Raw genomic sequence first — 22,099 nt, 5'->3', positions numbered from 1 at the left:
CCAAGGGAGCCACCATGAAGAAGATCCTGTTCCTCCTGTCCCTGGTCGGCGCCGGCTTCGTCGTCAAGCGCAAGCTCGACGACGGCAAGAAGGAGCAGGCGCTCTGGGCCGAGGCGACCGACCCGGTCGAGCGCGCCTGACACCTCCCGTGGGGCCTGGCCCCGCACGGGGCCTTGGCGCAATTGGTAGCGCACCTGCTTTGCAAGCAGGGGGTTAGGGGTTCGAGTCCCCTAGGCTCCACCATCGTGATCTCTCAGGAGATCCCACGCCTGGCGAGCGCGGGTCTGTGAGCGACCGGCGGCGGAAACCCTCTGATTGCCTGGCGCATCGCTAGGGCGTACAGTTTTCTGTACAGGAGGTGGCGTCATGAAGACGTTGAGCTACACGGAGTCGAGGGCCCGCTACGCCGAGGTCCTCGACAGCGTCGTCAACGACCGCGAAGAGGTCGTCATCACCCGCGCGGGCCACGAGCCAGTCGTCATCGTCTCGCTGGCCGACTTCGAGTCGTTGCGCGAGACGGCGTACCTGATGCGGTCACCCGCCAATGCTCGCCGGCTTCTCGACGCGATGGAGCGGTTGGAGGGCGGCTCCGGGGACACCCACGACCTTCTCGACGCCGACTGAGCATGCGGCTGGTCTGGGACGCCAACGCGTGGGAGGACTACCTGTGGTGGCAGGCGCAGGACCGGAAGGTGCTCAAGCGCATCAACCAATTGATCCAGGACGTGGTGCGCAACGGGAACGAGGGCATCGGCAAGCCCGAGCCGCTCAAGCACGACTTCGCTGGCTACTGGTCGCGGCGGATCACTGACGAGCATCGCTTGGTCTACAAGGTTCTCGACGACGAAGTACGCATTGCCGCGTGCCGCTACCACTACGGTCGCTGAAACTCGGCGGCGATGCGCGGCGACGCTCAGTCGCTGCTGGAAGACGCACACACGGTGAGCACATCGAGATACTCATCCAAACAGGCGCTACGTCGATCAGACATTCCTGCTTCGACTGCAGCCAGACGAGGTCGACAGCACAAGGGCCGGGTCCGCGCCCCAAGATCGATCGAGGCCACATGGTTGTGTCGATTGTCGAAGACACTACTCGCGGTGCTCGACGATGTCTGCGGCAAGTGGTCGACGGCGACCCCGCCGAGCGCAGCAGCGGTCCGCAGTCGTTCCTCGGCGACCTCGGCATCCACATCGAGATCCTCGACGAGGATCTCGACGGCCGTGTCGATCACCCTCTGTCGCTCCCGTATGCGCTGCGGCGTTCTCGCGGCCTCGGCCCTCGTGCTGAACGCCAGGTCCGCATTGGTGACGGCTCCGGGCGCCCAGCCGCCGAAGATCGCGGCCAGCTCGTCATGGTGGCCGACGAAGGCGCGCCGCGAGCCGGCGTAGAGATTGGCGGTGCCCGCCACCCCACCGTCACGAATCAACGGCAGCGTCAGCGTGCTCCGCACCCCGAGAGCTGCGCTCGCCTCCGCGAACAGCCGCCACCGCTCCTCGTCCAGGGGGTCGTCGCTGCCGAACTCACGAACTTGCTCGGAGAGGGCACCCTCGACGCACGGCCCGCCCGAGAGGTATTGCACCGCATCGAGCGCAGCGAACTCGGCGGCGGTGGCCACCAGAGTGAAGCTGAGCTGCTCCTCCCGCCAGGTGATGCTGACCCCCAGCAGATCGGGCACGACCTCCGTGGCTCGGTCGGCCAATCCGACCAGCGTGTCGAGGAGCCCACCGTCCTCGAGCGCCTCTATGGCCTCCACGGTCTCAGGAACGGGCTCCATCGGCGCCATACCGCACTCCTCCCGGGAGCTGGTGATCCCGCCCGGTACCCCGCGTCCCGACCGCCACACCACGACAGGCGCTGCCGGCGCACACCGGCACCACGTGGCGAACCCGGGTTCACGAGCCTGCGAGGGCGGCGTACTCGCTCGGGTCGTGGGCGCAGAAGATCGTGACCTCGTCCGAGTGTGAGGACCAGAGCTCGCGCAGCCGCTCCTGGTTGGCGAGCCGGCGCTGGTTGTCGACGCCCATCAGGACCTGGAACGCCTTGAGCGCAAACGGCGGGGCGGGTGGCGTCTGCTTCTCGGAGGCGTGGAAGTAGGCGTCGCCGGCGTGGAGTAGCCAGCTGCCGTCGGTACGCCGGACGGCGACCCCGCAGTGGCCGCGGGTGTGGCCCTGGAGGGGGATGAGCAGCACGTCGTCGTCCAGGGCGGTCACCGAGCCGAAGCCGAACCACGCGTCGCCGGGCACGTCGTGGCGGACCCAGTCGGGGTCGTGGGCGCGCTGGACCTCGAGGTAGCGGGCCTTCTCCCGCATCGTCGGGTGGAGCGCCGCCTCGAGCTCGTCGGCGAAGACGTGCACCCGGGCGTGGGGGAAGTCCCCGATGCCGCCGACGTGGTCGAGGTCGAGGTGGGTGAGCGCGATGTCGGTGACGTCCGCGGCGTCGTACCCGAGCGCCCGAACCTGCGCGACCGCGGTCTCGGCGGGGTCGAGGACCGGCCGGACGACCGCGCGGAACGGCTGGCCGAGCCGCTTCGGGTCGGCGCAGTCGCCGGTGCCGAAGCCGGTGTCGACCAGCAGGAGCCCGGCCGGGCGCTCGACCAGCAGGCAGTGCGCCACCATCGGCGCGGTGGCGAGCGGGCGCATCGAGGCGCAGTTGAGGTGACGGACCGTCATGGCGGCGATCCTGCCGCGTCAGAGCGCTCCGCGGGAGTGCAGCGACCGCACGGTGGGCGAGGTCTCCACGCCGGCCGGGTCGGGGTAGGTGCCGAACAGGCGGTCGGCCGTACCGGCCGTGGTGACCGTGAACCAGTAGTGCTCGCTCTTGTAGTGGTGCAGCCGGTGGTTGCGCCACACCGACCGGAACCACCGCGAGCGCGGCCGGTAGTCGCTGTGCACGAGGTAGTGCGTCCACTCGTAGCCGAGCTTGATGCCGTAGACCGCCACCAGCAGCGACAGCATGCTCGTGGTGGAGGGGGTCGCGAGCCAGGCGACGACGACGTACGCCGGCAGCAGCCAGAGCACCGCGCGCCACGGGATGAACACCAGCGGGATGTCGCGCGGGTCGGCGTGGTGGGCGCGGTGCTCCCGCGCGAGGAGCGAGTCGATGCGCACCGGCCCGACCTGTCGCGGGCGCCCGTGCAGGATGCAGACGTGGATGACCCACTCGAGGGCGGGGAACAGCGCGATCAGCCCGGCGGGGATCAGCAGCTCCCACCAGGCACCGGCCCCGGCGAGCACCCGGCCCACGACCGCGGCGGCCAGGAACGTCGAGATCAGCCACGGGCTCGGCGCACGCCAGAAGGAGCGCCACGCGGTGCCGAGCGAGACGTTCGTGCGGCGGGAGCCGGTGATGCGCCGCTCGTCGGCGGCCAACCGCTCGGCGGCGGCCCGCTCCACCTCGAGACTGCTCCTGGTCATCAGTCCTCCAGCGCCGAGAGGGCCGAGAGGGCCGAGAGGGCGGACAGGATGCTGGTCGTGGCCGGGCGGAGCACCCGGTCGGCGGCGGCGCGCGCGGTCTCGGGGTCTCCCGAGCCGATCGCCGCGGTGAGCAGCCGGTAGGCGCCGTCCTGGCCGACCTCCTCGGCCATCATCGGGGCGAGCGCCTCGAGCGCGGGCTCGTACGCCGCGCGCAGGCTGTTGAACATCAGCCGGAAGACCATCGAGTCGGCGGCGTCGACGACCTGGTCCCAGAACTCCAGCGCGTGCACCTGCCGCTCGACGCCGTCCTCGGTCGCGGCCAGCCGGTCGACGGTCTCGAGCAGCGAGGCCTCGAGGGACGGGCCGCCGCGTTCGGCGGCGAGCGCGGCGACGCCGGGGCCGACGACGAGCCGGGCCTCCAGCACGCTGCGGGCGACGGCGGTGTCGATCTCGCCGCCGCGCACCAGCAGCTGCGGCAGCAGGTCGAGACCGGCGTACCGCTTGAAGTCGCGCACGGTCGTCGCGCCGCCGTGGCGGACGTCGAGCAGCCGGGTCTGGGCCATCCGCTGGAGCGCCTCGCGGACCGCCGGGCGGGAGACCCCGAGCACCTCGGCGAGCCGGCGCTCGCTGGGCAGCGGCTCGCCCGCGCCGATGCCGCCGTCGACGACCTCGGACAGCACCTGGTCGAAGACCTCGTCGGGCACGGAGCGGCGGGTCACGGGCTGGAGCGGCATGCCGCGACCGTAGCAGGAGGTCAAGTGGTATGACCAGTAGGGTGCCACGTACGCTGGCAGGGTGCACGCCAAGCTCGCCCCGCGGTTCTGGGGTGCGCACCTGCTGGCGCTGGCCTGTGTCGGGGTCGCCGTCGGGCTCGGCTTCTGGCAGCTCGGCGCCTGGCAGGCCCACCGCGAGGCCGAGGCCGCCGACCTGACCGACGCGACGACGATCGCGCTCGGCGAGGCGATGGGGCCCGACGACCCGTTCCCGGGCAACCGCGTCGGCCAGCCGGTGACCGTCACGGGGGACTGGGTGCCCGAGGGCACCGTCTACGTCGCCGGGCGCGAGCACGCCGGCCGCGACGGCTACTGGGCCGTGACGCCCGTGACCGTCGCCGGTGGGGACGCCGCCATCCCGGTCGTGCGCGGGTGGACCCCCACGGTCGAGGAGGCTCCCGCTCCACCGGCGGGCCCCGCCGACGTGGAGGGCTGGCTCCAGCCCGGCGAGGGCACCGGGCAGATGGACGAGGACCCGAACGACGACGTGCTCCCGCAGCTGCGGCTCGCCGACGTCATCCAGCACGTCGACCAGGACCTGTACGGCGGCTACGTCGTGGCGACGCAGCCGGGCGACGGGCTCGAGGCCGCCGACCTCGAGCAGCTGCCCGAGGCCAGCGCGACCACGGGCCTGAAGAACTTCCTCTACGCCGTGGAGTGGTGGATCTTCGGGCTGTTCGCCGCGTTCATCTGGTGGCGGTGGGTGCGCGAGGTCACCGAACCCGTGACCCCCACCGAGGCTGGCGCCGGGACGCCGCACGACGACCCGGTACCGTCGGGATCGTGAGCCACAAGCCCCCGGTCGACCCCGAGCTTCGCCGCCCGCTGCTCGCCTACCGCGTGATGGCGACGATCGTCGGCGTCCTGCTCGTGGTGCTCATCCTGATCGGCGTACCGCTCGCGAACTTCGACGGCACCGGCATGTGGGGCATCTTCCCGAGCACGCCCGAGATCTGGGCGGCCGGCTCGGACGCCCACCACCTCGGCGAGGCGATCACCGAGTACCTCGGCGTCGCTCACGGCTGGCTCTACATGATCTTCCTCGTCACGGCGTTCCTGCTCTCCCGCAAGGCCAGGTGGCCCATCGGGTTCACGGTCGTGACGCTGGCCTGCGGCACGATCCCGCTCCTCAGCTTCTGGGCCGAGCACCGGGCGACGGCGCGGGTCCGTGCCGAGCACCCGGCGCCGGTGGAACACTCGCTCGTGTGACGACCGCATTCGTGCTCGGCGGCGGCGGTGTGCTCGGCGCCGTCGAGGTCGGGATGCTCCGAGCGCTCCTCGAGCGCGACATCGTCCCGGACCTGGTGCTGGGCACCAGCATCGGCGCCCTCAACGGTGCCCTGGTCGCCCGCCAGCCCGACCTCGGGGTCATCGAGAAGCTCACCGCCCTCTGGCAGGGCGCGTCGGAGCAGACCACGCAGGTCTACGGCGACAAGCCGCTGCGCACGGTCCGCCGGGCCATGAGCACCGGCACCCACCTGTGGTCGTCGAAGCCGCTGCGCCAGGCGCTCGACGAGGAGTTCGGCGACCTCACCTTCGAGGAGCTGCCGGTCCGGTTCCAGGTGTGCGCGGCCAGCATCGAGCGCGCGGCGGAGCACTGGTTCGACGCGGGCCGGGTCGTCGACGCGGTCGTCGCCAGCGCCGCCGTCCCAGGCCTGCTGCCGCCGGCCCGGGTCGGTGGCGAGCACTACCTCGACGGCGGCATCGTGAACTCCGTCCCGCTCGGCCGGGCGGTCCAGCTCGGCGCGACCCGGGTCTTCGTGCTCCAGGTCGGCCGGATCGACCGGCCGCTGTCGGTGCCGCGGCGCCCGTGGGAGGTGGCGCGGGTGTCCTTCGAGATCGCCCGGCGGCACCGGTTCAACCGCGAGCGGGAGGAGCTCCCCGCCGGCGTCGAGGCCTACGTCCTGCCCGCGCGCGGCACCTCGGCCAAGGACGACAGCCTGCTCGGCAGCCGGGACTTCTCGGGCGTCCAGCAGCGGATCGACGAGACGTACGCCGCGTCCGTCGCCTACCTCGACGAGACCCTGTGATCAGCCTGTGATCAGCCTGGTGACCGGCCCGGTGAGCAGGCGGGTGAGCAGGCGGGTGAGCCCCCGGTGAGGTGGGTGCTGCGACGGCTGGTCGTCGCCCCCGCGGTCATCGGGCTCGCCGCCCTGATCTGGGTGACGCTGCCGTTCTGGCTGATCGGCGCCGCGGCCCTGTCGCCCCTCGTGCGCGGGCGGCTGCGCCCGCTGCGCATCCTGTGGGTGGCGATCGTCTACATCACCTGCGAGGCCCTGCTGCTGCTGACGATGCTCGGCCTCTGGATCGCCAGCGGCTTCGGGTGGCGGCTGCGCACGCCGTACTTCGAGGGCATCCACTACGACCTGGTGCAGGGCACCATGTGGGTCTTCTTCCGCGAGGCGCGGCGGGTGCTGCGGCTGACCATCGGCACCGAGGGCCCGACGCCGAACGCCCACCCGGGTCGTCCCATCCTGGTCTGCTGCCGGCACGCCGGGCCGGGCGACTCGTTCGTGCTGATCCACACGCTGATGGCGTGGTACCGCCGCGAGCCGCGGGTGGTCCTCAAGGACACCCTCGCCTGGGACCCGGCGATCGACGTGCTGCTCAACCGGATCCCGGCGCGCTTCATCACCCCGAACCCCCGGGGCGGCGAGAACCTCGAGGACCAGATCGCCTCGCTGGCCACCGGGCTGGACGAGAACGACGCGTTCGTGATCTTCCCGGAGGGCGGCAACTTCACGCCCCGCCGGCGGGAGCGGGCCATCGACCGGCTGCGCCGGCTCGGGATGGAGCGGATGGCCGAGCGGGCCGAGCGGATGATCCATGTGCTCGCGCCGCGGCCCGGCGGCTTCCTCGCCGCGCTCGACGCCGCTCCCGAGGCCGACGTGGTGCTCGTCGCGCACACCGGCCTCGACCACCTGCTCACCGTCGGTGACGTGTGGCGCGAGCTGCCGATGGACAAGCAGATCGTGATGCGGTGGTGGCAGGTGCCGCGCGACGAGATCCCCGCCGGCCGCGAGGAGCGGATCGACTGGCTGTACAGCTGGTGGGAGCGGATCGACGACTGGATCGCCGCGAACCGCCCCTAGGAGGCTGCTGAACAAGGTGCGTTCAGGAGCGGCAGTGGTGGGCGGCGGGTGGAGCGCCTCAAGGTGGGCCGTCGAGCGGCATTTCTGGTCAGCACTCTGGGTGCGACAACGAGGGTCGTTCCACCCGCCTGCAGCCATGCTGAGCGACTGGCGGTGGACGGCGCAAGGGTCCGCGGGCTCGCGCTCAGGCGAGGACCCAGGTCCCGTTCTGGACGGTGAGGCCCATGGCGAGGAGGCGGCGCAGGTTGAGGGCGGCGACGCGGTGGTGGAGCCAGTTGTTGTTCTTCTCGATCCCGCGGTAGGGCACGCGGCGCGCGCCTCGGGTGAGCCAGGCGATCGAGCGTTCGACCATCGGTCGATGCTGGCGGTAGACGGCTTGGAAGCCGTCGTCGGCGGCTCGCTGCCGGTGTTCGCGTTGCAGGTGGTGGTGCTCGCCGATCACCACGCTGCGGCCAGATGCTGAGGTGGTGCACTGCTCGCGTAGCGGGCAACCTCGGCAGGCGGCGCCGAAGGTGACGGTGCCCTTCGGCGACGGGCTGCGGGTGAGGGCACCGGGACAGGTCAGCGTGTTGGCGATCGCGTCGTAGACGAAGTCGTCGATGGTGAAGCCACCCTCGACGGCCGGCTTGATCGGCCACGGCTTGACCAGAGGCGTCCAGTTCCTCTGGTTGAGTTGATGGAGCATGTCGCCGCTGGCGTAGGCCGAGTCGCCGAGCACCTCGACGGCCTCGCCTGCGCCGATGGTGGTGTCGGCGGTGACCAGGTCCGCGCCGACGTTCGCGTCGGAATTCTCAGCGCCGTTCGTCTTGGTCAACCTCACCGCCGTGGTCAATCCGGTGTCGGGCTCGACCACCACATGCGCCTTGTAGCCGTCCTGGCGCCGTTCCCGGGTCTTGTGCGCGTGCCGGGCGTCGGGATCCACGGTCGAGATCACCCGATCCGGAGCCGTCCGGCGGGCGATGCGCCAGCGGCCGTCGGTGCCATCAGAGTCCTCAGCCGGCTCCACGTCCTGCCCGGCGACCAGCGCCAGCAACGCGACCGCCTCAGCCGGCCGCCCGCCCGCCCTGGTGATCTGCTCGAGTCCGACCTCATCATCGAGGGCCGCGAGCAGCGCCAGCGCGTCGCCCACCAGCGCGGACACCAGCTCGTCGCGGGCAGCCCGGTCGTCCCACGCGATCGGCGGCTTCCCCGTCGAGCTGTAATCCTGCCCGGTCAACGCAACCAGTCGGGTGCAGTGCGCCCCGATGAGGTTCTTGGCGTCGGGGACCTCGCGGCCGACCCGGCGGATCTGGGCGATCAGCTGGGTCACGGTGTCCTGTCGCGCGACCGCGTCATCGAGGACCGTGGAGTCCAGCGCCCGCCGCGTCTTGCCCGCCACCGCCCCGGTCTGGTCGATCACGTCGCGGACCACCTCGAAGATCCGCTGCGGCCGCTCGCTGGCCGCCAGCCGGCGCCGCCAGTAGGTCAACGTCGAGGCATCGAAGCCCTTCGCGTCGATCGCATACCCACACGCCGCCTTCCACCGCAGATCGAAGGTCAACGCGTCGACCGCCTCACGGTCCGAATGGCCGTACAACGCCTGCAACACGATCACCGAGGCGACCACCTCGCCCGGGATCGAGGGCCGCCCACGCCCCGACGGGAACAGATCGGCGAACAACTCGACCGGGAACAACCGGTCACGATGCTCAGCCAGCAACGCGAACACGCCGCCCGGCTCGAGCAGATGCCCCGCCACCGACTCCACGTCCAGCAGTTCACGCTGCCGATCCGACTCACCCTGCATACCCACAGGATTTCACCACCACCGGGCGACCGTGGGAGGCGCGCCTTTGTTCAGCAGTCTCCTAGCGGACCTGGCGTCAGTCCTTCTTGTCGACCTCGACGACCTCGGCCGGGTCGTCCGGCGTGGTGACCGGGTGCGGCGACTCGGCCTGGTCGGCGATCGCCTCGGTCGGCGAGGCACCGCCCGGGTCGGCCTCGGTGGCCCGCGGCGCCGGGGTCGGCGTGTAGGACGACTGCCAGTTCTGGCTCTCGTTGCCGCCGCGCAGCTTCTTGGCGACGAACGCCGCCGCGGCGGCGACGCCGGTGATGAGCAGCAGCTTCTTGAGCTTGCCGCCCTTCTTCTTGGGCGCGGCGGCCGCGGTCGCGGTCGTGGAGACCTCGTTCGCCTTGTCGGCGACCACCTGGGCGCCGGCGGCGAGCCTCTCGGCGGCCAGCGCGGCACCGGTCGCGACGACCGGGCCGGCCTTGGCCTTGGCGTCGGCGAGCGCGGGGGCCGCCTTCGCCTTCGCGTCGGCGAGAGCGGGGCCGGCCTTGGCCTTGGCGTCGGCGAGCGCGGGGCCCGCCTTCTCCTTCGCCACGGCCACCGCGTTCTCCACCTGCGGCCTCACCTGGTCGGCGTACTGGCTCACGGTGTCGGTGGCCTGGTCGAGGAGGGACTTGTTCTTGCGGAGACCCATCGTCGGCACTTCCTCTCGTCGAGTCCTGTCGCAATCGATCATGGCACCCGGGGGGTCACCAGCGTCAGGCTGCTTGGCGCTCGTGCGAGGATCGGGGACGCACATCTGCCCGAGGTACGCCCCGGGTGTACCCACCTTGAGCGAGAGGCAACCATGGCTGACCAGGCCGTCCTGCACACCAACCGCGGCGACATCGCGCTGAACCTGTTCCCGAACCACGCGCCCGAGACGGTCGCGAACTTCACCGGCCTCGCCGACGGCAGCAAGGCCTACGACGCCGGCAACGGGCACTCCGGCCCCTTCTACGACGGGCTCACCTTCCACCGCGTGATCTCCGGCTTCATGATCCAGGGCGGCTGCCCGCTCGGCACCGGCACCGGTGGCCCGGGCTACACCTTCAAGGACGAGCCGCACCCCGAGCTGACCTTCGACAAGCCGTACCTGCTCGCGATGGCCAACGCCGGCCCGGGCACCAACGGCTCGCAGTTCTTCATCACCGTCGGCGCGACCACCTGGCTGAACTTCAAGCACACGATCTTCGGCGAGGTCGCCGACCAGGCCGGCCGCGACGTCGTCGACGCGATCGCCAGCACGGCGACCGGCCCGGGCGACCGCCCGGTCGAGCCCGTCGTCATCGAGTCCGTCGAGCTCAAGGGCTGAGCTGACTCCCAGGAATGACTGAGTCTCCGACGCCCGAGACCGGGGTGCCGACCTGCTATCGGCACCCCGGCCGGGAGTCCTACATCCGCTGCCAGCGCTGCGACCGGGTGATCTGCCCGGACTGCATGCGCGACGCGGCCGTGGGCTTCCAGTGCCCCGACTGCGTGGCGGACGGCAGGAAGGCCACGCGCAGCGGCCGCACGGCGTACGGCGGTCTGCGACCCACGAACGCCGGGCTGACGTCGTTCGTGCTGATCGGCATCAACGCCGTCGTCTGGCTCGCGGTCCTGGCGGCCGGCGGCCAGGGCGGCTGGCTCTACAACTGGCTGTCGCTGCACGCGCGCGGCCTCTGCACCGCCGAGGGCGGCTACTACCGCGGTGTCGGCGCCGAGCAGGTGTGCAACCAGATCGGCGGCGCCACTTGGGTGCCCGGCGTCGCCGACGGCGCCTACTGGCAGCTGATGACCAGCGCGTTCACCCACGCGCAGCCATGGCACATCGCGTTCAACATGCTTGCGCTGTACGTGCTCGGTCCCCAGCTCGAGCTGGCCATCGGCCGGGCCCGGTTCCTCGCGCTCTACCTGCTCTCGGCGCTGACGGGCTCCGCGTTCGTCTACTGGTTCTCCGGCGAGTACACCACCACCGTCGGCGCCTCCGGCGCCATCTTCGGCCTGATGGGCGCGCTGCTGGTCGTCGTCCACAAGATCGGCGGCGACTACCGCACGGTGCTCACCTGGATCGGGATCAACTTCGCGTTCACGTTCCTCTTCGCCGGGATCTCCTGGCAGGGCCACCTCGGCGGCTTCATCGGCGGCGCCGCCGTCGCGGCCGTCCTCGTCCACGCCCCGCGCGGCTCGAGGCGCACGCTCTTCCAGGTCTCCGGCATGGTCGCCATCGGTGCGCTCACCGCGCTCGCGATCATCCTGCGCAGCGCCGCGCTCGCCTGAGGGTCTCAGCGGTCAGCAGCCGGAACCCGGGCGCCGCGCCCGGGCGGCTCGGCGTGTCCCCCGCGTCGTGGCGGTCAGCAGCCGAGACCCCTCGGAAGTGCACAGCTGTGGAAGCGCCTGTGGAGAACTACATCGATGTAGTTCTCCACAGCAGTTATCCCCAATGTGGACAAATGACCGACGCCGGCCGGTCCCGAGGGACCGACCGGCGTCCATGCATCTGCGCCGACCCGGCGGCTACTCCCAGCGGGTCGCGAAGGTGAAGCCGACCGCCATGAAGCCGATGCCGACCATCAGGTTCTTCTGCCCGAGGTCGTCGAAGACCGGGATGGCGGAGATGTCGTTGCTGAAGACGTAGTAGGTGCAGATCCACAGCAGCCCGATGAGGAAGCACCCCAGCATGCCGACGACCACGCCGCGGCCGCGGCCCAGCGGGGTCGAGGGGTGGGCGGAGACGACGAGGCCGAGGAGCAGGAGGCCGAACCCGATCAGGTAGTTCCAGCCGCCGAGGTCACCCATGAACGCCGGGGAGGCGTCGTCGTTCGGCGGGAAGGCCGTCGGGTCGAAGGCGAGGTAGTAGTAGGCGATCCAGGCGATGCCGAGCACCATGAGGACGATGGCGACGATGAATCGCGGCGAGAGGATCGGACCGCGCTGCGGCGCGAGGGGGTCCACGGGGGCCTTGGCCACGGGTGCTCCTGGATCATGGTCGGTTGAGAACTCCGAGTTACCTTAGTCGTCGTGACCACGGGAACCCATGCTCGACCCCCGGAGTCCGACGACTCCGGGGCGCCCGCGCGCCGGATCCCGCTCCCCGGAGGTCGGCCGAAGCCGGGTCGCCCGCGCAGCGCGTGGCGGATCGGGACGCCGGTGGTCGTCCTGCTCTGCGGTTCGCTCTTCGTGGTGAGCGCGGCCAGCTCCGACGGCGCCGACCTGCGTCCCGGCCGCTACACCGACCTGGCCTCGCTCGTGCAGGACGAGTCCGAGCAGTACGACGCACTGCGGCAGGAGGTCGCGGACCTCGACGCCCAGGTGGCGACGCTGAGCGCGGCGATGAGCGACCGCGACGTCAACCGCTACCACCGCCGGATCGCCGAGCTGAAGGATCCGGCCGGGCTCGAGCCGCGGTCCGGTGCGGGCCTGACGATCACGCTCTCGGACGCGCCCGAGGACCTCATCAACACCACGACCGGCAACATCAACGACCTGCTCGTGCACCAGCAGGACATCCAGGCGGTCGTCAACGCGCTCTGGCAGGGCGGCGCCACCGCCGTGACCGTCGCGGGCCAGCGGATCGTGTCGACCACCGGCATCAAGTGCGAGGGCAACGCGGTCCAGCTCCACGGCGTGCCCTACCCCCAGCCCTACGTCATCTCGGCGGTCGGCGACCAGGGCGACCTGCTCACCGCGATCGAGCACGACGAGTACGTCGGGATCTACCGCCAGCTCTCCGCCGACCCGGACTATGCGCTCGGCTGGGAGCTGACGCTCGAGGACTCGGTCACCGCTCCGGCGTACGACGGCCTGCTCGACCTGACCTTCGCCGTCCCGCTCGACCAGGCGGGGAGCTGAGCCGCTCCGTCACCGGTGGGACGGTCGTGGTCTCGGTCGGCGACCCCGTCGGCTCCGTCGGCTCCGTCGGCGACTCGGTCGGCTCCACGAAGCTCGACACCACCAGCGTCACCGTCGTGCCCTGGTCCGCCCTCGTGCCGCCGCGCGGCGACTGGCTGATCACGGTGCCGGCGGGCTCGGTGGAGTTGGGGTTCTCGATCGTCTCGACCTTGAAGCCCGCGTTCCGGAGGGTGTTCTTGGCCTCGGGCTCCACCATCCCCACGACGTTCGGGATCTCCTCGGGGCCGTCGGAGTAGAACACGGTCACGGTGGTGCCGTCCGCGACGGTCTGCCCCTGCGAGGGGTCGGTCCGGAGGACCCGGCCCTCGTCCTCGTCGGAGTCCTCCTCCTCGAACCGCACCCGGAGACCGGCCTCCTCGAGCTGGTCCTGGGCGTCCTCGCGGAAGTCGCCGATCACGTCGGGCACCTGCACCTCGGGCCGGCCGAGGGAGATGACCAGGTCGACCTGGCTGTCGGGGGCGACGAACTCGTCGGCGCCTGGATCCTGGCGGATCACCCTGCCGGCCTCGACGGTCTCGCTGTTCTCGCGGTCGATGGCGCCGACCGCGAGACCCGCCTCGCCGATCAGCCGGCGGGCCTGGTTCTCGTTCCGGTCGACGACGCTCGGCACCGCGACCTCCTCGGGCGCGGACTCGAACAGCCGGGGCATGAGGTACGCCGCGCCGGCGATCAGCACCACGAGCAGCAGGCCGAGCGCGATGAGGAGACCGGTGCGGCCGCGCGAGGAGTCGTCGTCCTCGCCCGGGGCCGCGGCGACGACCTGCGTCGCGGCGGTGGGGTACGGCGAGGGGGTCGGCGCCGGCGGCGGCACCTGGGCCTGCACCGGACGGCCGGCGAGGTAGCGCTCGATGTCGCTGCGCATCGCCGCGGCCGACTGGTAGCGGTCCTCGACCCGCTTCGCGAGCGCCTTCATCACGATCGCGTCGATCTCGGGCGGGAGGTCGGTGTCGTGGTCCGACGGCGGGAGGGCCGGCTCGCGCACGTGCTGGTAGGCCACGGCCACGGGGCTGTCGCCGACGAACGGGGGCCGTCCGGTCAGCAGCTCGTAGAGCAGGCAGCCGGCGGAGTAGACGTCGGAGCGGGAGTCGACGGTCTCGCCGCGCGCCTGCTCGGGGGAGAGGTACTGCGCCGTACCGACGACGGCGGCGGTCTGGGTCATCGTCGAGGACGCGTCGCTGATCGCCCGGGCGATGCCGAAGTCCATGACCTTGACGTCGCCGCTCGGCGTGAGCATCACGTTGCCGGGCTTGATGTCGCGGTGGATGATCCCCGCGCGGTGGCTGTAGTCGAGGGCGGAGAGCACGCCGCTGGTGATCTCCAGCGCCCGCTCGGGCAGGATCTTGCGGCCCTCGCGGAGGATGTCGCGCAGGGTCCGGCCGGCGACGTACTCCATGACGATGTAGGGCTGGGAGATGCCGGAGCCGTCGGTGGCCGGCTCCTCGCCGGTGTCGTAGACCGCGACGATGGCGGGGTGGTTGAGCGAGGCGGCGGACTGCGCCTCCCGGCGGAAGCGGGCCTGGAAGGTCGCGTCGCTGGCCAGGTCGGTGCGCAGGCGCTTGACCGCGACGATCCGGCCGAGCCGGCTGTCGGTGCCCTTGCGCACCTCGGCCATGCCACCTCGGCCGAGCAGCTCGCCGAGCTCGTAGCGACCTCCGATGAGGGTCGGCGGTTGGTTGCTCATGGGCGGAAGACCTGGCCTAACTGCTCGCTGCGCTGGGGGACGGTGTCTCGGTGCGGGTCGTCGCCGGTGACTCGGTCGGAGTCTCGGTGGGCGTCTCCGTGGGCGTCTCGGTCGGCGTCTCGGGGGGCGTCTCCGTCGGGGTCTCCGTCGGGGTCTCCGTCGGGGTCTCGCTCGGGGTCTCGGTGGGCGTCTCGGTCGGTGCCTCGGAGGTCGGTGCCTCGGTCGTCGGCTCCGGCGAGGACCTCTCGGAGCGCTGGGTCTGCGAGGGCGTCTCGCTCGGCTGGTCGGTCGGCTCCTCCTCGTCGCCCGTCGCCCGGGCGAGCAGCAGGATCCCGATGACCGCCACGGCGACCAGCGCCAGCACGAGCAGCACCGGCCACGCGGAGCTCCGCTTGCGGATCCGCTCGTCCTCGTCGGGTCGGTGCCCGGCGGTCGGACCGGCGTGGACCGGCGCCATCACCGCGGTGTCGGCGGCGACCGGGGCGGCGCCGATCCGGGTGGCGGCGGTCGCCGGGTCGCGCAGGGCGGCCGCGAGGGCCGCGCCGTCGGCGTACCGGTCCTGGGGGAGCTTGGCCATCGCGCGGCGCACGACCGCGGCGAGGTCGGCCGGCACGTCGTCGGGCAGCGCCGGCACGGGCTCGCGCAGGTGCATGAGCGCGGTCGCGACGGCCGTGTCGGCGACGTAGGGCCTCCGGCCGGCCAGGCACTCGAACGCCACCACGCCGAGCGCGTAGACGTCGGACGCCGCGGTCGCGGTCTGGCCCTGGGCCTGCTCGGGCGAGAGGTACTGGGGAGTGCCCATGACCTCGCCGGTCTGGGTCAGGCCCATCCCCTCGGCGGCGCGGGCGATGCCGAAGTCGGTGATCTTCACGCGGCGGTCGGGCGTGACGAGCAGGTTGGCCGGCTTCACGTCGCGGTGGACGATCCCGGCGGCGTGCGCGGCCGCGAGGCCGTCGGCGGCCTGAGCGAGCAGCTGCCGCACGGCGACCGGGTCCATCGGGGTGTCCGGGCGGATCAGCGCGGACAGCGGCTGGCCGTCCACCAGCTCCATGACGAGGTACGGCCGGCCGTCCTCGCCCGCGCCGTAGTCGTAGACGGTCGCGATGTTGGGGTGGTGGAGCGCGCCGGCGTGCTGCGCCTCGGTCTCGAAGCGGGCGCGGAAGGACGGGTCGTCGGCGTACTCCTGCTTGAGCAGCTTGACCGCGACCTCGCGGCCCAGACTCGTGTCGGTCGCGCGCCACACCTCGCCCATGCCCCCGGTGGCGAGGCGCTCCTGGAGTCGGTAGCGCCCGGCGTCGTCGGCGAACGTCTCCGCGGTCCGGTCGGTCACTTGATCACCGCCTCCATCACGGCCTTCGCGATCGGGCCGCCGATCAGGCCGCCGGCGATCTCGCCGCGGTCGATGTCGGCCTTCTGGATCATCACGGCGACCGCGACCTCGGGGTTGTCGGCCGGGGCGTAGGAGATGAACCAGGCGTACGGCGGCACGTCGTCGACGCCGCTCTGCGCCGTACCCGTCTTGCCGGCGACCGAGATGCCCGGGATCGCGGCCGGGCTGGCGGTGCCCTCGTCCACGGTGGCGACCATCAGCTTGGTGACCTCGCTGGCCGTGGTCGGGGAGACGGCCTGCGACAGCTCCTGCGGGTCGGTCTTGTCGAGCACGTCGAGGTCGGCGGACTGGCGCTCGTCGACCAGGTAGGGCTTCATCACGACCCCGCCGTTGGCCAGGCCGGCGGCGACCATCGCCATCTGCAGCGGCGTCGCGGCGACCTCGAACTGCCCGAAGCCGGTCTGGCCGAGCTCGGCGGCGTCGAGCTCGGCGGGGAACACCGACTCGGCCTGCGGGTTGAGGTCGTCGAGGTAGTGGCTGTTGAACCCGAACGCCTCGGCGGTGTCGAGCATGTCCTCCGCGCCGACCTGGCCGGCCAGCTGGGCGAACGTCGTGTTGCAGGACTGCTCCATCGCCTGGGTGAAGGGGATCCGGCCGCCGTTCGACCCGCAGGCCCGGCCCTCGTTGTCGATGACGCCGGACGGGCTGTCCCCGGTCAGCGGCAGCTGGTAGGTGTCGCCGCCGGGCACGTTGTCCGATGCCTTGTAGAGGCCCTTCTCGATCGCGGCGGCCGCGGTGAGGACCTTGAAGGTCGAGCCGGGAGGCAGCCGGGTCTGGATCGCCCGGTTGAGCAGCGGCTCGGTCGGGTCGCTCTCGAGCCGGTCGAAGGTCTGGGTCACCGACCGGAGGTCGTGCGACGCCAGCTTGTTGGGGTCGTGGGTCGGCAGCGACACCATCGCCAGGATCTTCCCGGTCGACGGCTGGATGGCCACGACGGCGCCCTGGACGGCCGGGACCGCGGACAGCCCGTCGAAGGCGGCCTGCTGCGCTTCGGGGTCGATCGTCAGCTGCACGTTGCCGCCCTGCGGGGGGTCGTTGCTGAGCAGGTCGACCAGCTTGGTGACGAACAGGCGCGAGTCCTCGCCGGAGAGCACGTCGTTCTCCGACGCCTCGATGCCGGTCTGGGAGTAGTAGGAGAACCAGCCCGTGACCGGAGCGTAGACGAACGGCTTCGGGTAGGTCCGCTGGTACTGGTACTCGTCGTCGGACTCGACGCTCTCCGCGATCGTCGTGCGGCCGGTGAGGATCGCGCCGCGCTCGCGGGAGTACGACGCCACGATCTCGCGCCGGTTGCGCGGGTCGTCGTTGAGGTCGCCGGCCTGCCAGTACTGCAGGTAGGTGGCATTGACCATCAGCGCCAGGAACAGCAGCAGGCAGAAGATGCTGATCGTCCGGATCGGCTTGTTCATCGCGTCATCACCCGGCCATCACAGCTTCACGACCTGAGTGGCGTCTGAGTCGATGGCCGCGGTGTCGTCGGACAGGCGCGGGACCGGGCGCCGGGCCTGGTCGGAGATCCGCAGCAGCAGCGCGACGATGACCCAGTTGGCCAGCAGCGAGGAGCCGCCGTAGGAGAGGAAGGGCGTGGTGAGGCCGGTCAGCGGGATCAGCCCGGTCACGCCGCCCACGACCACGAAGACCTGGACGGCGAGCACGGTGGCGAGACCGGTGGCCACCAGCTTGCCGAAGCCGTCGCGGCAGATTAGCGCGGTGCGCAGCGCGCGCTCGACGATGAGGCCGTACATCATGATCACCGCGATGACCGCGGTCAGGCCGAGCTCCTCGCCGACGGCGGCGACGATGTAGTCGGAGTTGGCCAGCGGCACCCGGTAGGGGTCGCCCTCGCCGAAGCCGCGGCCGATCAGCCCGCCCCAGCCGAGGCCGAACATCGCCTCGACCGGCTGGTAGCTCTGGCCGCCCTGCTCGGCGGTGTAGTAGTCGAAGGGGTGCAGCCAGATGTCGAAGCGCTCGCGCACGTGGTGGAACAGGACGTACGCCGTGGCCGCGCCGCCGGCGAACATGATGCCGCCGACGATCAGCCACCCCGGCCGCTCGGTGGCGACGTAGAGCATCACCAGGAAGACGCCGAAGAACAGCAGGCTCGAGCCGAGGTCGCGCTGGAAGACCAGGATGCCGAGGCTGACCAGCCACATCACGAGGATCGGGCCGAGGTCGCGGCCGCGCGGCAGGTCGACCAACACCACGCGGCGGCCGGCGAGCGCGAGGGCGTCGCGGTGCAGCACGAGGTAGCCGGCGAACGCGATCACCAGCAGCACCTTGGCGAACTCGCCGGGCTGGAAGTTGAACGGGCCGAGCTGGATCCAGATCCGGGCGCCGTTCACGGTCTTGCCGAGGCCGGGCAGCATCGGGAGCAGCAGCAGCACGATCGCCGCGAGGCCGCTGGTGTAGGTGAACCGCTGGAGCACCCGGTGGTCGCGGATGATCAGCAGCGTCGCCACGAACAGGATCACCCCGAGCGTCATCCAGGTCAGCTGCTGCTGGGCGTAGTCGGCCTTGCGGCCGGCGTCCTCGGCGGCGAGGTCGAGGCGGTGGATGACCGCGAGACCGAGGCCGTTGAGGGCCGCGACGACGGGGAGCAGCACCGGGTCGGCGTACGGCGCGACGACGCGGATGACGACGTGGGTGCCGATGAGCAGGGCGGCCAGCCAGCCGCCGTAGCCGAACAGGTCGGCTGGCACCTCCTGATCCACGCCGATGCCGACGGCGGCGTACGCCCCGATGCCGACGGCGAGGGCGAGGATCAGCAGGAAGAGCTCGGCGCCCCGGCGACGCCGGTGCACGAACCCCAGGAAGCTGCCGGCCTGCGCCATCACTCGACCTGCTCCTGACGGGCGGCGAGGTCCTGCACCTTGGCCTCGGCGTCGGCGAGGTTGTCGTAGGCGATGCCCTCGCGCACGCGGTCGGCCTCGATGTCGCTGAGCAGGTCGACCTGGACGTCGCTGGTCTCGTACGGCTCGAACAGCGCGAACCCGGCGATCTCGGTGTTGACGCCGCGGAAGATCGTGACGGAGCCGTCGTGCTCGGCGACGAAGTACTGGTCCTGGGTCCACGCGTAGGCGTAGGCGAGGCCGACCCAGGCCACGCCGATCACGACCAGCGTGGCGAAGATCCGCTTGAGCCACACGAAGCGGCGCGGCGGGCGGGGCGCGTAGCGCGCCTGCTCCGGGTCGATCGGGTCGCTGTTGATCGCGAACCCGGGGAGGTCGTCGGGGATGTCGGCCTGCACCGGCTCGAGCTCGCCGGTGTCGCCGGAGCGGTGACCGCGGAAGAGCCCGCCCATGCCGGCCACCCCGCGCCCGCGGGGCCGGGGGTCGGCGGCCGCGCCGACCACCAGCGGCGGCGCCTCGGGGCTGCCGTCGTCGGGGACCACGTCGGCGACCACGCAGGTGACGTTGTCGGAGCTGCCCGCCTCGAGGCTCGCGCGGACGAGCTCCACGGCGGCGTACTCGGCGCTGCCGCCGGAGAGGATGTCGGCGAGCCGTTCGTCGGGTAGCACGCCGCTGGCGCCGTCGCTGCAGAGGAGGAGGCGGTCGCCGGCGGCGAGCTCGATGACGAACAGGTCCGGCTCGGACTCGTGCACGCCGTCGAGCGCGCGGAGGATCAGGTTGCGGTGCGGATGGACCCGCGCCTCCTCCTCGGTGATCCGGCCCTCGTCGATGAGCGTCTGCACGAACGTGTGGTCGGAGGTGAGCTGGGTGATCTCGCCATCGCGGTAGAGGTAGGCGCGGCTGTCGCCGACGTGGCCCATGGCGACCCGATGGCCGTCGAAGAGCGCCAGCGTCGCGGTCGTGCTGGTGCCGTTGAGCCCCGGGTCCTCGTCGACGAGCTCGCCGATCCGGTCGTGCGCCCGGTGGAGGGAACCCGCGACCCGGCCGAGGAGGTCGTGGTCGGGGTCGTCGGTGGGCGGGACGTCGATCCGGCGCAGCTGGGCGATCGCGGTCGCGGAGGCGATGTCACCGCGCTCCGCGCCGCCGACACCGTCGCAGACGGCGAGCAGCCAGGGCCCGGCGTACCCGGAGTCCTGGTTGTCCTTGCGCACGCGGCCGACGTCGGAGGTCGCCGCGAACCGCATCCGCAGGTGCGCGGGCGCGCCGGAGGTGCCGTCGGTCATCGCCGGCTACTTCCTGAGCTCCAGGACGGTCTTCCCGATCCGGACCTGGGTGCCGAGCGAGAGCGTCGTCGGCTGGGTGATGCGCACGGTGCCGACGTAGGTGCCGTTGGTGGAGCCGAGGTCCTCGACGAACCACTGGTCGCCCGAGGCGGCGATGCGGGCGTGCCGCGTGGAGACGTAGTCGTCGTCGAGGCGGATCGCGGCGTCCGCGCCGCGCCCGATGAGGATCGGGGCCCGGTCGAGCTCGACGCGCTCACCGGCGTTCGAGCCGGCGGAGACGTAGACGTGGGTCGGCGCGCCCCGGCGCTTGCTCGGCGGCTTGGGCTGCTTGGGCGGCTTGCCCGCGCGGGCGCCGCGCGCCGCCTCGGGGACCCGCGCGCCGAACATGTCCGAGCGGATGACCGAGATCGCGGAGAGGACGAAGATCCACAGGATGGCCAGGTAGGCGATCCTGATCAGGAAGAGGGTCAGCTCGGACAACTGGTGATCACTGCTCCTCCTCGATGAGCCGGACCGTCATCGTCGTGTTGCCGATCTTCACCTGGGTCCCGTCCCGTACGCCGGTGGAGGTGATCCGGTGCCCGTCGACCAGCATGCCGTTGGTGGAGCCGAGGTCGTTGACCTGGATCGACAGCGCGGACTCGTCACCGCTCACGACGAACTCGACGTGCCGGCGGCTCACGCCCGGATCGTTGATCCGCAGGTCCGCGTCGGTGCCCCGGCCCACGACCAGACCCGGGACCTGGAGCGGGTGCCGGGTGCCGTTGACCTCGAGCAGGGCGCGCGCCCGGCGGGTCTGGGTGTGCGTCGCCGACCCGGTGACCTTGGCCTGGGCGCGGCTGCGGATTCGGAACCGGCCGGTGGTCAGGTCGTCGGCGGCCTCGAACCCGATCGACACCGGGCCGGGGAACACGTAGCTCTGCTGGTCCGCGTGCGCCTTGAGCTGGCGGACCAGCTCGTCGGCGAGCGCCGTGTCGTAGGGCGCCAGCCGCTCCAGGTCGGTCGTGGAGAGCTCGACGTGGAAGTCGTTGGGCACCAGGCGCCGGTCGCGAGAGAGGATCTGCGCGTTGTTGTCGCACTCGCGCTGGAGCGCCGCCGAGATCTCGACCGGCTGCACCGCCGACCGGAACGCCTTGGCGAACGCACCGGAGATCATCTGCTCGAGCCGGTTCTCGAGGCGCTGGAGTCCGCCCACGCCGCCTCCTTCCGCAGTCCCGTGATCGTGGCCCGATGGATGTCAGGGTGGGTCGTGCCCGCTGCGCGGCCGGTCCAACCGCGCGAGGGGCTCCCCGGGTTCTGACCGATCGTAACGAAGCGGGCCCATCCGCCCCGGTTTGGGCCAGACCGACGCGCTGGGATAGCCTTCGGGTGCTTCACGCGCGAGTGGCGGAATAGGCAGACGCGCACGGTTCAGGTCCGTGTGTCCGAAAGGACGTGGGGGTTCAACTCCCCCCTCGCGCACGTGAGTAGCCCCGGGGATGACCTGGGGCTTTACTCATTTCCGGAGTTAGCCTGAACGCCCAAGGGCGCACGAAGGGTGCACCAGCCTCTACTCGGAGAGGTTTGGACATTGCATACATAGAGAAGCGACGCCGCACCGACGGCGGGATCTCGGCGCGCGTGAAGTGGCGTCTGGGAGGCTTCGGTGACGGCGCGATACAGCTCGAGGTCTTCAGCGCTGGCACCGACGCGCAGAACCTCGCGCGGGCCGACGGCATCAAGAAGATGGTGGACGCTGCTGGCCAGAGGTGGCCGGCCGGCTGGGTAAAGGGCGAGGGCTTCGTCCGACCGGTCGGCGAGGCGGACCCCTAACTAACTATCACGGCCTGGTCTACGGAGTCTTCGGATACGCCGTCAAGCGCGGTTGGCTGTCTGCCAACCCTGCCGTCGGGACAGCACCACGGATGTCACGGG

The 22,099-nt window shown here is 71.4% G+C and carries 25 protein-coding genes and 2 tRNA genes; 13 read left to right on the top strand and 14 right to left on the bottom strand.

Annotated elements, in window-relative coordinates; all coding sequences use genetic code 11:
• Positions 1 to 14 precede the first annotated feature (14 nt).
• The 4 genes from ACYQ0U_RS04930 to ACYQ0U_RS04915 all read left to right on the top strand — a co-directional run bounded on the left by ACYQ0U_RS04930 (position 15) and on the right by ACYQ0U_RS04915 (position 887).
• Positions 15 to 140, top strand: coding sequence for a DLW-39 family protein (locus ACYQ0U_RS04930; protein WP_459970034.1), 126 nt, complete (start codon positions 15 to 17; stop codon positions 138 to 140).
• A 27-nt stretch (positions 141 to 167) separates the two neighbouring features.
• A tRNA-Ala gene (locus tag ACYQ0U_RS04925) sits at positions 168 to 243 on the top strand.
• Positions 244 to 366: 123 nt separating this feature from the next.
• A complete protein-coding gene (locus ACYQ0U_RS04920; protein WP_459970032.1) occupies positions 367 to 624 on the top strand; it encodes a type II toxin-antitoxin system Phd/YefM family antitoxin in 258 nt (85 codons plus the stop codon).
• A gap of 2 nt (positions 625 to 626) precedes the next feature.
• Positions 627 to 887 (top strand): Txe/YoeB family addiction module toxin, encoded by a 261-nt coding sequence (locus ACYQ0U_RS04915; protein ID WP_459970030.1) that lies wholly within the window; start codon positions 627 to 629, stop codon positions 885 to 887.
• 26 nt (positions 888 to 913) lie between these two features.
• Here the strand turns inward: ACYQ0U_RS04915 and ACYQ0U_RS04910 are convergent, their stop codons facing one another.
• The 4 genes from ACYQ0U_RS04910 to ACYQ0U_RS04895 form a co-directional block, all read right to left on the bottom strand.
• Positions 914 to 1,786, bottom strand: coding sequence for a hypothetical protein (locus tag ACYQ0U_RS04910; RefSeq protein ID WP_459970028.1), 873 nt, complete (start codon positions 1,784 to 1,786; stop codon positions 914 to 916).
• A gap of 109 nt (positions 1,787 to 1,895) precedes the next feature.
• Positions 1,896 to 2,672, bottom strand: coding sequence for an MBL fold metallo-hydrolase (locus tag ACYQ0U_RS04905; RefSeq protein WP_459970026.1), 777 nt, complete (start codon positions 2,670 to 2,672; stop codon positions 1,896 to 1,898).
• 18 nt (positions 2,673 to 2,690) lie between these two features.
• Positions 2,691 to 3,416, bottom strand: a complete 726-nt coding sequence (locus tag ACYQ0U_RS04900) for a sterol desaturase family protein (protein WP_459970024.1) — start codon at positions 3,414 to 3,416, stop codon at positions 2,691 to 2,693.
• The gene (locus ACYQ0U_RS04895; protein ID WP_459970022.1) at positions 3,416 to 4,150 is read right to left on the bottom strand and encodes a FadR/GntR family transcriptional regulator; all 735 of its coding nucleotides are present in this window, start codon (positions 4,148 to 4,150) and stop codon (positions 3,416 to 3,418) included. Before ACYQ0U_RS04895 ends, ACYQ0U_RS04900 begins: the two co-directional genes overlap by 1 nt.
• Positions 4,151 to 4,211: 61 nt before the next feature.
• Here ACYQ0U_RS04895 and ACYQ0U_RS04890 point away from each other — a divergent pair, with 61 nt between their 5' ends.
• The 4 genes from ACYQ0U_RS04890 (at position 4,212) to ACYQ0U_RS04875 (ending at position 7,281) form a co-directional block, all read left to right on the top strand.
• Positions 4,212 to 4,976: an SURF1 family protein gene (locus ACYQ0U_RS04890; protein WP_459970020.1), complete on the top strand. Its 765-nt coding sequence runs from the start codon at positions 4,212 to 4,214 to the stop codon at positions 4,974 to 4,976.
• The gene (locus ACYQ0U_RS04885; RefSeq protein ID WP_459970018.1) at positions 4,973 to 5,398 is read left to right on the top strand and encodes a DUF3817 domain-containing protein; all 426 of its coding nucleotides are present in this window, start codon (positions 4,973 to 4,975) and stop codon (positions 5,396 to 5,398) included. Before ACYQ0U_RS04890 ends, ACYQ0U_RS04885 begins: the two co-directional genes overlap by 4 nt.
• Positions 5,395 to 6,219 (top strand): patatin-like phospholipase family protein, encoded by an 825-nt coding sequence (locus ACYQ0U_RS04880; RefSeq protein WP_459970016.1) that lies wholly within the window; start codon positions 5,395 to 5,397, stop codon positions 6,217 to 6,219. The genes ACYQ0U_RS04885 and ACYQ0U_RS04880 overlap by 4 nt, the downstream gene beginning before the upstream one ends.
• 66 nt (positions 6,220 to 6,285) lie before the next feature.
• Complete coding sequence (locus ACYQ0U_RS04875) at positions 6,286 to 7,281, top strand: 1-acyl-sn-glycerol-3-phosphate acyltransferase (protein WP_459970014.1); 996 nt, start codon at positions 6,286 to 6,288, stop codon at positions 7,279 to 7,281.
• Between the two features lie 184 nt (positions 7,282 to 7,465).
• Here ACYQ0U_RS04875 and ACYQ0U_RS04870 read toward each other — a convergent pair whose 3' ends face one another.
• Together ACYQ0U_RS04870 and ACYQ0U_RS04865 are read right to left on the bottom strand one after the other, a co-directional pair.
• Positions 7,466 to 9,067 carry an IS1182 family transposase gene (locus tag ACYQ0U_RS04870; RefSeq protein ID WP_459970012.1) on the bottom strand — a complete coding sequence of 534 codons (1,602 nt, stop codon included), beginning with the start codon at positions 9,065 to 9,067 and terminating at the stop codon, positions 7,466 to 7,468.
• A gap of 76 nt (positions 9,068 to 9,143) precedes the next feature.
• Positions 9,144 to 9,743 carry a DLW-39 family protein gene (locus tag ACYQ0U_RS04865; protein WP_459970010.1) on the bottom strand — a complete coding sequence of 200 codons (600 nt, stop codon included), beginning with the start codon at positions 9,741 to 9,743 and terminating at the stop codon, positions 9,144 to 9,146.
• A gap of 153 nt (positions 9,744 to 9,896) precedes the next feature.
• On the opposite strand from ACYQ0U_RS04865, the gene ACYQ0U_RS04860 reads away from it, so the two are divergent.
• Together ACYQ0U_RS04860 and ACYQ0U_RS04855 are read left to right on the top strand one after the other, a co-directional pair.
• The gene (locus ACYQ0U_RS04860) at positions 9,897 to 10,403 is read left to right on the top strand and encodes a peptidylprolyl isomerase (protein WP_459970009.1); all 507 of its coding nucleotides are present in this window, start codon (positions 9,897 to 9,899) and stop codon (positions 10,401 to 10,403) included.
• Between the two features lie 14 nt (positions 10,404 to 10,417).
• Entirely contained in the window at positions 10,418 to 11,350 is a 933-nt protein-coding gene (locus tag ACYQ0U_RS04855; RefSeq protein ID WP_459970008.1) for a rhomboid family intramembrane serine protease, read from the top strand.
• Between the two features lie 237 nt (positions 11,351 to 11,587).
• Here the strand turns inward: ACYQ0U_RS04855 and ACYQ0U_RS04850 are convergent, their stop codons facing one another.
• Positions 11,588 to 12,040 carry a cell division protein CrgA gene (locus ACYQ0U_RS04850; RefSeq protein ID WP_459970007.1) on the bottom strand — a complete coding sequence of 151 codons (453 nt, stop codon included), beginning with the start codon at positions 12,038 to 12,040 and terminating at the stop codon, positions 11,588 to 11,590.
• Positions 12,041 to 12,091: 51 nt separating this feature from the next.
• Between ACYQ0U_RS04850 and ACYQ0U_RS04845 the strand changes: the two genes are divergently transcribed.
• On the top strand, positions 12,092 to 12,922 hold the full coding sequence (locus tag ACYQ0U_RS04845; RefSeq protein WP_459970006.1) for a DUF881 domain-containing protein: 831 nt from the start codon (positions 12,092 to 12,094) through the stop codon (positions 12,920 to 12,922).
• On the opposite strand, the gene pknB is transcribed toward ACYQ0U_RS04845, so the two are convergent.
• From pknB to ACYQ0U_RS04810, 7 genes are read right to left on the bottom strand one after another with little or no spacing between them, the layout of a single operon-like run.
• Entirely contained in the window at positions 12,852 to 14,663 is a 1,812-nt protein-coding gene (gene pknB, locus ACYQ0U_RS04840) for a Stk1 family PASTA domain-containing Ser/Thr kinase (protein ID WP_459970005.1), read from the bottom strand. The genes ACYQ0U_RS04845 and pknB overlap by 71 nt on opposite strands.
• Positions 14,664 to 14,679: 16 nt before the next feature.
• Positions 14,680 to 15,993 carry a serine/threonine-protein kinase gene (locus tag ACYQ0U_RS04835; protein WP_459970004.1) on the bottom strand — a complete coding sequence of 438 codons (1,314 nt, stop codon included), beginning with the start codon at positions 15,991 to 15,993 and terminating at the stop codon, positions 14,680 to 14,682.
• Complete coding sequence (locus ACYQ0U_RS04830) at positions 15,990 to 17,462, bottom strand: peptidoglycan D,D-transpeptidase FtsI family protein (RefSeq protein WP_459970002.1); 1,473 nt, start codon at positions 17,460 to 17,462, stop codon at positions 15,990 to 15,992. The genes ACYQ0U_RS04835 and ACYQ0U_RS04830 overlap by 4 nt, the downstream gene beginning before the upstream one ends.
• Positions 17,463 to 17,480: 18 nt before the next feature.
• Positions 17,481 to 18,884: an FtsW/RodA/SpoVE family cell cycle protein gene (locus ACYQ0U_RS04825; RefSeq protein WP_459970000.1), complete on the bottom strand. Its 1,404-nt coding sequence runs from the start codon at positions 18,882 to 18,884 to the stop codon at positions 17,481 to 17,483.
• Complete coding sequence (locus ACYQ0U_RS04820; protein ID WP_459969997.1) at positions 18,884 to 20,185, bottom strand: PP2C family protein-serine/threonine phosphatase; 1,302 nt, start codon at positions 20,183 to 20,185, stop codon at positions 18,884 to 18,886. The genes ACYQ0U_RS04825 and ACYQ0U_RS04820 overlap by 1 nt, the downstream gene beginning before the upstream one ends.
• 6 nt (positions 20,186 to 20,191) lie before the next feature.
• Positions 20,192 to 20,665 (bottom strand): FHA domain-containing protein FhaB/FipA, encoded by a 474-nt coding sequence (locus ACYQ0U_RS04815; protein ID WP_459969995.1) that lies wholly within the window; start codon positions 20,663 to 20,665, stop codon positions 20,192 to 20,194.
• Between the two features lie 7 nt (positions 20,666 to 20,672).
• Positions 20,673 to 21,380 (bottom strand): FHA domain-containing protein, encoded by a 708-nt coding sequence (locus ACYQ0U_RS04810; RefSeq protein WP_459969991.1) that lies wholly within the window; start codon positions 21,378 to 21,380, stop codon positions 20,673 to 20,675.
• Between the two features lie 182 nt (positions 21,381 to 21,562).
• Between ACYQ0U_RS04810 and ACYQ0U_RS04805 the strand changes: the two genes are divergently transcribed.
• Both ACYQ0U_RS04805 and ACYQ0U_RS04800 read left to right on the top strand, forming a co-directional pair.
• A tRNA-Leu gene (locus tag ACYQ0U_RS04805) sits at positions 21,563 to 21,646 on the top strand.
• A 102-nt stretch (positions 21,647 to 21,748) separates the two neighbouring features.
• The gene (locus ACYQ0U_RS04800; RefSeq protein WP_459969986.1) at positions 21,749 to 21,997 is read left to right on the top strand and encodes a hypothetical protein; all 249 of its coding nucleotides are present in this window, start codon (positions 21,749 to 21,751) and stop codon (positions 21,995 to 21,997) included.
• The last annotated feature ends 102 nt before the right edge of the window (positions 21,998 to 22,099 follow it).

It is taken from the genome of Nocardioides pyridinolyticus (assembly GCF_054653575.1).
This window is presented reverse-complemented; position numbering and strand designations above follow the sequence as displayed.

Coding starts and splice junctions, on each gene's coding strand:
- ACYQ0U_RS04930 (WP_459970034.1), top strand. CDS start 15: ATGAAGAAGATCCTGTTCCTCCTGTCCCTGGTCGGCGCCGGCTTCGTC.
- ACYQ0U_RS04920 (WP_459970032.1), top strand. CDS start 367: ATGAAGACGTTGAGCTACACGGAGTCGAGGGCCCGCTACGCCGAGGTC.
- ACYQ0U_RS04915 (WP_459970030.1), top strand. CDS start 627: ATGCGGCTGGTCTGGGACGCCAACGCGTGGGAGGACTACCTGTGGTGG.
- ACYQ0U_RS04910 (WP_459970028.1), bottom strand. CDS start 1,786: ATGGCGCCGATGGAGCCCGTTCCTGAGACCGTGGAGGCCATAGAGGCG.
- ACYQ0U_RS04905 (WP_459970026.1), bottom strand. CDS start 2,672: ATGACGGTCCGTCACCTCAACTGCGCCTCGATGCGCCCGCTCGCCACC.
- ACYQ0U_RS04900 (WP_459970024.1), bottom strand. CDS start 3,416: ATGACCAGGAGCAGTCTCGAGGTGGAGCGGGCCGCCGCCGAGCGGTTG.
- ACYQ0U_RS04895 (WP_459970022.1), bottom strand. CDS start 4,150: ATGCCGCTCCAGCCCGTGACCCGCCGCTCCGTGCCCGACGAGGTCTTC.
- ACYQ0U_RS04870 (WP_459970012.1), bottom strand. CDS start 9,067: ATGCAGGGTGAGTCGGATCGGCAGCGTGAACTGCTGGACGTGGAGTCG.
- ACYQ0U_RS04865 (WP_459970010.1), bottom strand. CDS start 9,743: ATGGGTCTCCGCAAGAACAAGTCCCTCCTCGACCAGGCCACCGACACC.
- ACYQ0U_RS04860 (WP_459970009.1), top strand. CDS start 9,897: ATGGCTGACCAGGCCGTCCTGCACACCAACCGCGGCGACATCGCGCTG.
- ACYQ0U_RS04855 (WP_459970008.1), top strand. CDS start 10,418: ATGACTGAGTCTCCGACGCCCGAGACCGGGGTGCCGACCTGCTATCGG.
- pknB (WP_459970005.1), bottom strand. CDS start 14,663: ATGAGCAACCAACCGCCGACCCTCATCGGAGGTCGCTACGAGCTCGGC.
- ACYQ0U_RS04830 (WP_459970002.1), bottom strand. CDS start 17,462: ATGAACAAGCCGATCCGGACGATCAGCATCTTCTGCCTGCTGCTGTTC.
- ACYQ0U_RS04825 (WP_459970000.1), bottom strand. CDS start 18,884: ATGGCGCAGGCCGGCAGCTTCCTGGGGTTCGTGCACCGGCGTCGCCGG.
- ACYQ0U_RS04820 (WP_459969997.1), bottom strand. CDS start 20,185: ATGACCGACGGCACCTCCGGCGCGCCCGCGCACCTGCGGATGCGGTTC.